Source organism: Candidatus Hydrogenedentota bacterium (assembly GCA_012730045.1).
Taxonomy (GTDB): domain Bacteria; phylum Hydrogenedentota; class Hydrogenedentia; order Hydrogenedentales; family CAITNO01; genus JAAYBR01.
Map to the genome: position 1 here is coordinate 19,902 of JAAYBR010000116.1, position 7,777 is coordinate 27,678.

A 7,777-nucleotide genomic window follows, 5' to 3' on the forward strand; every position below is an offset into this window, starting at 1 on the left:
GCAACGACAAGGAGCCGGACCCTTTCGGGCCCGGCTCCGGAAGCGCGGGGCTGGGGGGCGATCAGGCCCAGGTCATGGCGGTCGGCTTCTCGAAGATGACCGACTGCTTCAGGAAGCTGATCGCCTTTGTGAGGCCCTCCCAGCTCGACATGAGGCTGTCCTCGTGCTCGATGCTGATGGCGCCGTCATAGCCGACCATGCGCAGGGTGGAGAAGAAGTCGTTCCACCACTTAAGGTCGTGGCCGTACCCGCAGGTGCGGAAGATCCACGAGCGGTTGATCTCGTCGCCGTACGGCTTCGCGTCGTTGACGCCGTTCAGCGCGGCGTTCGGCCCGTGGACGACGCAGTCCTTCGCGTGGACGTGGAAGATGGCCTTGCCCAGCGCCTTCACGCCCTCGCAGGGCTCCATCCCCTGCCAGAAGAGGTGGCTGGGGTCGAAGTTGGCGCCGAGGCTGGCGCCGCACGCCTTGCGGAGTTTGAGCAGCGTCTCGGGGTTGTACACCACGAAGCCCGGGTGCATCTCAAACGCGAACTTCACCCCGTGGTCCTTCAGGAACTGCGCCTGCTTGGTCCAGTAGGGGATCACCACCTCGTTCCACTGGTAGTCCAGGATCTCAAGGTAGTCGGGCGGCCATGCGCAGGTCACCCAGTTCGGCTTGGTGGCCTTCTTGTCGGAGCCGGGGCAGCCGGAGAAGCCGTTGACGACCTTCACGCCGAGCATCTCGGCCAGCAGGATCGTCTCCTTCTCCACCTCGGCGTTCGCCTTGGCGAAGGCGGGGTCCGGGTGGATCGGGTTGCCGTGGCAGCTCAGGGCGCTGATTTCAAGCCCCTCGCCCTTGAGGGTGGCCAGCAGCTCGTCGCGCTTGGGCTTCGAGGCGAGCATCTCCTTGCGGGGGCAGTGCGGGTCGCCGGGATAGTTTCCGGTGCCGAGCTCCACTGTCTGGAGGCCGAGGGGGCGGATCAGCTCCAGCACGTCCTTCAGCGGCCTGTCTCCGTACATCGCGGTCAGCATGCCAAGTTTCATCTAACAAGTCCTCCAGTTGTGCGGACGGCGAACGTCCGGGTTGTTTCTCAGACCTTTTCCCACTTCTTCGACGAGGCGGCCTTCTCGACGGCCTCCAGCACGCGCTGGCACTTCACGGCGTCCTCGAAGGTGGGATAGTTGCCCTTCTTGGCCTTCAGGCCGCACAGGAACTCGTACATCTCGTGGACGAAGAGGTGCTCGTAGCCGATGATGTGCCCGCTGGGCCACCAGTTGCCGACGTAGGCGTGGCCGGGGTCGCAAGCCTGCACCTTGCGGAAGCCCTGGAGCGTGCCCGGATCCTTGCGGCTGAAATAGTGGAAGACGTTCATGTCCTCCTGGTTCCACAGCACGGAGCCCTCGCTGCCGTAGATTTCAATCGTGTTGTAGTTGCGGCGGCCGGGGGCGAAGCGGGTGGCCTCAAAGGTGGCCAGCGTGTTCGCGCCCTTGATGCGGCCGAGGTAGATCGCGGCATCGTCCACGTCCACCGTGTCCATCTTGCCGGTGTTCTTCCCGGAGGTGCCGGAGATGCCGCCGACGTTGCTTGAGGGCACCTGGCGCTTCTTGATGAAGGTCTCCAAGGCCGAGGCGACCTCGCACACGTCGCCAACCAGGAAATGGCACAGGTCGGTGATGTGCGCGCCGATGTCGCCCAGCGCGCCGGAGCCGGTGAATTTCTTCTTCAGGCGCCACACCATCGGGAAGTCCGGGTCCACGATCCAGTCCTGCTGGTACGCGGCGCGGAAGTGGAAGATGTGCCCCAGCTCGCCCTTCGTGATCATCTGCTTGATCTTCTGGACGGCCGGCGCGAAGCGGTAGGAGAACCCGCACATGTTGGCGACGCGCGCCTTCTTGACCGCGTCGAGCATGGCCTGCCCCTCGGCCAGGCTGTTCGAGAGCGGCTTCTCGCTTACAATGGCCTTGCCCGCCTTCGCCGCGGCGATGGCCACGGGCGGATGCAGCCAGTTCGGCGTGCAGATGTCCACGATGTCAATGTCGGGGCGGTTGACGACCTCCTCCCAGTTGTTGGAGACCTCCTCCCATCCCCACTTTTCCTTGGCGACGGTCATGTCCTCGCCGGGCGCGCCGCACGCGACCTTCATCACCGGGGTGTAGGGCGGGTCGAAGAACATCCCGACCTTCCGCCAGCCGTTGCTGTGGGTCTTGCCCATGAACGCGGCGCCGATCATTGCCACATTGACGGTTTTCTTGGCCATGTTTCTCCCTCCTGGTTGAGTTGTTGACGGCCGTCTGTTTCCTCGGGGGCGGCCCGCCGGACCCTGTCCGGCCGGAGTCCCCCGGTCAATCACGACAAAACACGCAGACAAGAGTAGCCGACTTTTTCACAAGAGTCAACTGTTTGCCCCCCTTTCTTTTCGGCCGCCGGTCAGCGGGACGCCAAGTCGCCGTAGGAGCGGTCGCGGTGGACGCGCCGCGCGAGCTCGCTGGCATAGCGCCGTCCCAGCGTGTCCGCATGGGCGCGGGCCCATTCGGTCAGCCGGGTGGCCCCCGCGGGGGGCGCGTCCACGCAGAGCAGGCCCGCCATGAGGCCGCCGATCTCCTCCCGGGTGATGAAAACGTCGCCCACGATCCTGCCGATCACCAGTCCGGCGAGGTGTCCCAGCGCCGGGGACAGGCGGAGGACAGGCCTGCGGACCCCGATGGCGGCGCCCACCGCCTCCACCAGTTCCCGGTAGGTGAAGGTCTCCGGGCCGATCGCCTCGACCGTGCCGTTCTCGTCAGACTCCCCCAGCGCCACCGCGCAGTCCGCAAAATCCTCCACGTGGATCGGCTGGATCCGGTACTTCCCGTCGCCGAAGACGCCGAACACGGGAAAGCGGCGCAGCGCCCAGGCAATGTTGTTCACGAGGATGTCCTCATGCCCGAAGAGCACCGCCGGACGCAGGATGCCGTGTGACAGGCCGGACTCCCCCAGGGCGCGCTCCAGCACGGCCTTCCCCCGGAAGTACTCAAAGGGGGAGTCCTCGGAGGGATTGGTGATGCTCACATGGACAATCCGGCGCACTCCCGCCCTGCGGGCGGCGTCGAAAAGCGCGAGGGTGTTGCGCACGGCGTCCGCGTGCGAAAAGAGCGGGTGATTAAACCGCACCCAGTAGGTGTTGTACAGCACCGACACCCCCTCCAGCGAACGCGCCAGCGCGCCGGGGTTGGCGAAGTCGAGGGGCCGCACTGCCAGGGCGTCTCCGAAGGGGTGCGGGCGTCCGGGGGAGTTGGTCAGCGTCACCACGCGCAGCCCCCGGTCCAGCAGCCGCCGGGCAATGTATTTGCCAGAGTATCCGAAGGCTCCCGTCACCGCGTGCGTTTCCATGAAGCAGTCTCCCTGGCCCGCCTCCGGGCCTGTGCGGCCTCTGTGGGTGGACCAGAAGGACGCTGCGGAGGTTTCGCGGAGGGCGTCCCGGACCGCGCGTGCGGAAGTTTTCGCCCGCGCGCCCGGCGTGCTATACTTCCGCCCGTTCCTGAGAGGCTGTCCGTTCCCGAGTTGACAAGCATGGGGGACGGGCGTGAAAATGGGTCCCGAACACCGGAACCGTGAAGCTTTGAGGAAGACTGGTTTCCTGGATTGCGCGGTGGGAGAAACGACGGCATGGCAGTCAGAGTGATTTACCTGGTGCGCCACGCGCATCATGATGTGGACAATCCAACGGGGTCGGAACTGGGAGGCAGTCTCACGCAGATGGGGCTGAAGCAGGCGGAGCTGACGGCGAAAGCGCTTGCGCAGCGGCCCATCTCCTCGATCCATTGCAGCTCCCTCAACCGCGCCGAGGAAACGGCCCGCATCGTCTCGCGCGAGGTGCCGGGCCTCATGATCCAGTCCACGGACCTCCTGTGGGAGGCCATCCCCTCCATGACCCCCAAGCTCCAGATCGAGATGCCGCACTACACCAGCCAGCAGGTGATTCAGGACCGGCAGCGCGCCGAGGTCGCCTTCCGGAAATACTTCAAGGTCGCCAAGCGCGGCGACAAACACGATGTCATCGTGTGCCACGGGAACCTCATCCGCTACTTTGTGACCCTCGTGCTGAAGGCGGAGCTGGAAAGCTGGATGCGCATGGACATCTGCAACTGCGGCGTCACGCAGGTGCTGGTGCAGCCCGAGGGGGACATGGCGGTCCTCTGCCACAACGACTGGTCCCACCTGCCGCGCGAACTGCGCACCTCCACGCTGCGCCCCGTCTGACGCCGCCTCAGAGCAGCGACGTCTGGCCCGCGTCCCCCGCCGGCGGCGTCATGCCGAAGTGCCTGAACGCCAGCGGCGTCGCCACCCGCCCCGCCGGAGTGCGCTTCAGGAACCCGATCTGGATCAGGTACGGCTCGTGCACCTCCTCCAGCGTCTGGCGCTCCTCGCCCACCGCCACGGCCAGGGAGGACAAACCGACCGGTCCCCCGGAGAACTTGCGGATCACCGTGTCCAGAATCGCCCGGTCCATGTCGTCCAGCCCGAGCGGGTCAATGCGCAGCAGGTCCAGCGCCGCGTCGGCGACCTCGCGCGTGATCGTTCCGTCCCCCTTGACCTGGGCGAAGTCGCGCACCCGCCGCAGCAGCCGGTTGGCCACCCGCGCCGTGCCCCGCGACCGGGAGGCGATCTCCAGGCTGCCGTTGTCGGTGACGGGCACCGACAGGATGCGCGCGGAGCGCTCGATGATGCGCACCAGCTCGGCCGGCGAATACAGGTCGAAGCGGCACACGTCGCCGAAGCGCGCGCGGAGGGGCGGCGTGAGCAGGCCCGCCCGTGTGGTGGCCCCGATGAGCGTGAAGGGCTTCAGCCCGATCTTCATGGACCGCGCCGTGGGCCCCTTCCCCAGCATGATGTCCACCTCGAAGTCCTCCATGGCGGAGTACAGCGTCTCCTCCACGGCGTGGTTCAGCCGGTGGATCTCGTCAATGAAGAGAATGTCGAAGGACTCGAGACTGGTCAGAATGGCCGAGAGGTCGGCCTGGCGCTCGATGACCGGGCCGGAGGACTGCTTGATGTCCACGCCCATCTCGTTCGCGAGGATCCGGGCGAGGGTGGTCTTCCCCAGGCCCGGAGGGCCGCTCAGCAGCAGGTGGTCCAGGGGCTCGCTCCGCTGTTTCGCCGCCTGGATGGCGATCCGCAGCTTGTCCTTGATCGGCTCCTGTCCGGGAAAGTCCGTCAGTTTTGCCGGGCGTATCTGCTCGTCAAAACTCCGGTCGTCCTCGACGGGCTCGGGGTTTACCAGGTCCGCGTTTGCCATGGGTCATTTCCTCGCAAGGGTTCTCAGGGCCGCGCGCACCACCTCCTCGTCCGGTGCGCCGGCGCCCAGATTGGCCCGCGCTGCCGCCACGGCCTTCTTCGCCTCCGGGGGCGTGCAGCCGAGGGAGACCAGGGCCTCGTAGGCGTCGTCGCCCTCGGGGGCTTCGTCCGCCTTGGCTTCGCCGAAGAAGGCCTCCCACTCCGGGCTCTGGCCCATCTTCGTCTTGGTTTCGAGCAGGATGCGCTGCGCCAGCTTCTTGCCGACGCCCTGGGCCTTGGAGATCGCCGTGATGTCGTTTGCCATCACCGCCTCCGCAAAGGGTGCCGGGGGAAGCGCCGAAACAACCGCCAGGGCCACTTTGGGGCCGACCCCGGAGATGCCCAGCAGCATTTCGAACAGGGACTTTTCCTCCTCCCGCAGGAACCCGAAGATCAGGAAGTCGTCCTCCCGGATATGGCAGTGCGTGAGCAGGGTGACCTCCTGCCCCGCGACCACGCGGCGGAGCACCGGTTCCGGCGCATGCACCAGAAAGCCCACCCCGCCCACGTCCAGTGCGATGGCCGTGGCCGTCTTGTGGTGAACCGCGCCGCGCAAAAACGCGAACATGTGGGGGACCTCCTTTTCAAGTCCATACCGTCCATACCGTCCATAACGTCCATAACGTCCATGAACCGAGGACCGCCGGGACGCCTATGGTACGGCTTGGGAGTCCCCCTCCGCAACGCCCCCCGGCACCGTGTATCCGGCTTCGGGCATGGCGATGACGGTGGGCCGGACAATGCCCGCCGCGCGCAGGCGTGCAACGCACAGGTCCAGCCCTTCCTGAAAGGTCCGCGCCGGCGTGGCCCCCAGAAGGGACAGGTCTTCGCCGGACAGCCCCGACACCAGCACGGTGTGCGGGGTCTTCTCCAAAGTGCTCAGCGCCGTCTGGCCGTTGATCTCCGCGCGCTCGCGCAGGCCGGCGATCACGGCGGCCGGACTGCCCAGGGAGAGCCACCGGGCGAACCCGCTGCCGCCCAGCCCTTCGGGGCAGGGGGCGAGGAACAGCACCAGGCCGCCGGGACGGCGGGCCTGCCACGCGTTGTGCAGGGCCTTGTGGCTCTGGAGAAAGTTCGGCGCGCCGCCCGCCGAGGCCACCACGAGGTCGGCGGGTTCGTTCAAGCGAACCCGGTACAGCGCCGCCGCCTGGCGGCAGGCGCCGGCGTGGGCGGCCTCCAGGGACCCCGCATGGACGCCGCACAGGCCGCACTGCCGGTTGAGCACCGTGTTTATGCAGAGATGCACGGGCACCGTCGCCGCCGCCTCCGCCATGTCCTCGGCCACCGGGTTGCCCGCCATGATCCCGGTGCGGACGGCCGGGTTGAGGCGGTCGGAGTCGGGGTCCAGGTTAAGGGAATGGTTGGCCGCGATGGTGGCGCGCCCCGCGATGCCGGGCACCACCGCCTTGCGCCCCCCCCCGTACCCCGCGAAGTAATGCAGGACCACGGTCCCGGTGACGATCAGAAAATCGGTCTCCAGGGCGGCCCGGTTGATCCACACGGGGGTGCCGCGCCGGGTGTTGCCGGTGAAGCGCAGGGAGGCAGCGTCTTCGGCGTTGTGGCAAAGGATTCTTCCGGAAAACTCCCGGTGAACTTCCGCGCCCAGGATGACGTCCAACTCGTCTTCCGTCGGCGCGCGGTGGACGCCGGTGGCCACGAGGAAGGAAATGTCCTCCCGGCGGACGCCGCGCTGTGCAACAGCGTCCAGCAGTGCGGGGAGCAGCAGGTGCATGCCCGTGCGGCGGGTGGCGTCGGAGACAATGATGCGCACGCGCGTCCCGGGGACAAGCGGCGCCAGAGCCGGTCCGTTGAGTCCTGGCGGGGCGTCCAATTGCGCGCGCAGCGCGCCCGCCGGGTCCGGAAGGGCGGGGGCCTCGGCGACAGTGAGCATTTCCAGAAGGGTGAGGTCTTCATGGCATGCGGTCGCCACGCCGTCGCCCCAGGGGAGGGAAAGAAAGACTCCGCTCATGATGCGGCCGTTTGGAGCAGCCGTTGTGCGGCCTCCCGCAGGAGCGCCTCGTCGGACACGGAGAGGGGGTGGGCCAGTGTCACGGGGGCGCGGCCGCCGAGGAAGTCCTCCAGACGGGGCCGCATTCCCCCGGGGTCGCGCGCCATGAGCACGCGCCAGACCACCGCAAGATCGGGAGGTTGGGAGACGCAGGAGAACTGGTCCGGCCGGGCGGCCATTTCATGCAGGGCCTCTGTGATATCGGCGCCGGGCTCGCGTATCAACTCCTTTTCCACGCCCGCCAGACTGGCGGCAATCCGGCGGGTTTCCGCGCGCCCCTCCACGGGGACCGTGACGGGACTGCACAGGGCGAGCAGAGTCTCCTTTCGCTGCGGCGGGGACAGTCTTAGGGCTTTTCGCAGCAGCAGGTCGGAAAGCGTGTCCGCGCTGAAGGCGGGCGCCGGGGAGGAGATATCCTCCCGCACCAGGGCCAGCAGGCGGGGCTCGAGACGGGGGAGGGCGCTGGACACCAGCA

8 protein-coding genes are annotated in these 7,777 nt (G+C 67.3%); 1 reads left to right on the forward strand and 7 read right to left on the reverse strand.

The window, feature by feature from the left end; all coding sequences use genetic code 11:
* Nucleotides 1-61: 61 nt before the first annotated feature.
* The 3 genes from GXY15_13290 to GXY15_13300 all read right to left on the reverse strand — a co-directional run bounded on the left by GXY15_13290 (nt 62) and on the right by GXY15_13300 (nt 3,350).
* Nucleotides 62-1,024, reverse strand: coding sequence for a sugar phosphate isomerase/epimerase (locus GXY15_13290; GenBank protein NLV42184.1), 963 nt, complete (start codon nt 1,022-1,024; stop codon nt 62-64).
* 47 nt (nt 1,025-1,071) lie between these two features.
* On the reverse strand, nt 1,072-2,238 hold the full coding sequence (locus tag GXY15_13295; GenBank protein NLV42185.1) for a Gfo/Idh/MocA family oxidoreductase: 1,167 nt from the start codon (nt 2,236-2,238) through the stop codon (nt 1,072-1,074).
* Between the two features lie 170 nt (nt 2,239-2,408).
* On the reverse strand, nt 2,409-3,350 hold the full coding sequence (locus tag GXY15_13300) for an NAD(P)H-binding protein (GenBank protein NLV42186.1): 942 nt from the start codon (nt 3,348-3,350) through the stop codon (nt 2,409-2,411).
* A 276-nt stretch (nt 3,351-3,626) separates the two neighbouring features.
* On the opposite strand from GXY15_13300, the gene GXY15_13305 reads away from it, so the two are divergent.
* On the forward strand, nt 3,627-4,220 hold the full coding sequence (locus GXY15_13305) for a hypothetical protein (GenBank protein ID NLV42187.1): 594 nt from the start codon (nt 3,627-3,629) through the stop codon (nt 4,218-4,220).
* A gap of 7 nt (nt 4,221-4,227) precedes the next feature.
* On the opposite strand, the gene ruvB is transcribed toward GXY15_13305, so the two are convergent.
* The 4 genes from ruvB to GXY15_13325 all read right to left on the reverse strand — a co-directional run.
* Entirely contained in the window at nt 4,228-5,256 is a 1,029-nt protein-coding gene (gene ruvB, locus GXY15_13310) for a Holliday junction branch migration DNA helicase RuvB (GenBank protein ID NLV42188.1), read from the reverse strand.
* A 3-nt stretch (nt 5,257-5,259) separates the two neighbouring features.
* Nucleotides 5,260-5,862 (reverse strand): Holliday junction branch migration protein RuvA, encoded by a 603-nt coding sequence (gene ruvA, locus GXY15_13315; GenBank protein NLV42189.1) that lies wholly within the window; start codon nt 5,860-5,862, stop codon nt 5,260-5,262.
* Nucleotides 5,863-5,946: 84 nt separating this feature from the next.
* Nucleotides 5,947-7,263, reverse strand: a complete 1,317-nt coding sequence (gene larA / locus GXY15_13320) for a nickel-dependent lactate racemase (protein NLV42190.1) — start codon at nt 7,261-7,263, stop codon at nt 5,947-5,949.
* A partial coding sequence (locus GXY15_13325) for a hypothetical protein (protein NLV42191.1) occupies nt 7,260-7,777 on the reverse strand: 518 nt, incomplete at its 5' end. The genes GXY15_13325 and larA, both read right to left, overlap by 4 nt.

What these genes read in the sequence shown, in the direction of transcription:
- GXY15_13290 (NLV42184.1), bottom strand. Translation starts at nt 1,024, where the DNA reads ATGAAACTTGGCATGCTGACCGCGATGTACGGAGACAGGCCGCTGAAG.
- GXY15_13295 (NLV42185.1), bottom strand. Translation starts at nt 2,238, where the DNA reads ATGGCCAAGAAAACCGTCAATGTGGCAATGATCGGCGCCGCGTTCATG.
- GXY15_13300 (NLV42186.1), bottom strand. Translation starts at nt 3,350, where the DNA reads ATGGAAACGCACGCGGTGACGGGAGCCTTCGGATACTCTGGCAAATAC.
- GXY15_13305 (NLV42187.1), top strand. Translation starts at nt 3,627, where the DNA reads ATGGCAGTCAGAGTGATTTACCTGGTGCGCCACGCGCATCATGATGTG.
- ruvB (NLV42188.1), bottom strand. Translation starts at nt 5,256, where the DNA reads ATGGCAAACGCGGACCTGGTAAACCCCGAGCCCGTCGAGGACGACCGG.
- ruvA (NLV42189.1), bottom strand. Translation starts at nt 5,862, where the DNA reads ATGTTCGCGTTTTTGCGCGGCGCGGTTCACCACAAGACGGCCACGGCC.
- larA (NLV42190.1), bottom strand. Translation starts at nt 7,263, where the DNA reads ATGAGCGGAGTCTTTCTTTCCCTCCCCTGGGGCGACGGCGTGGCGACC.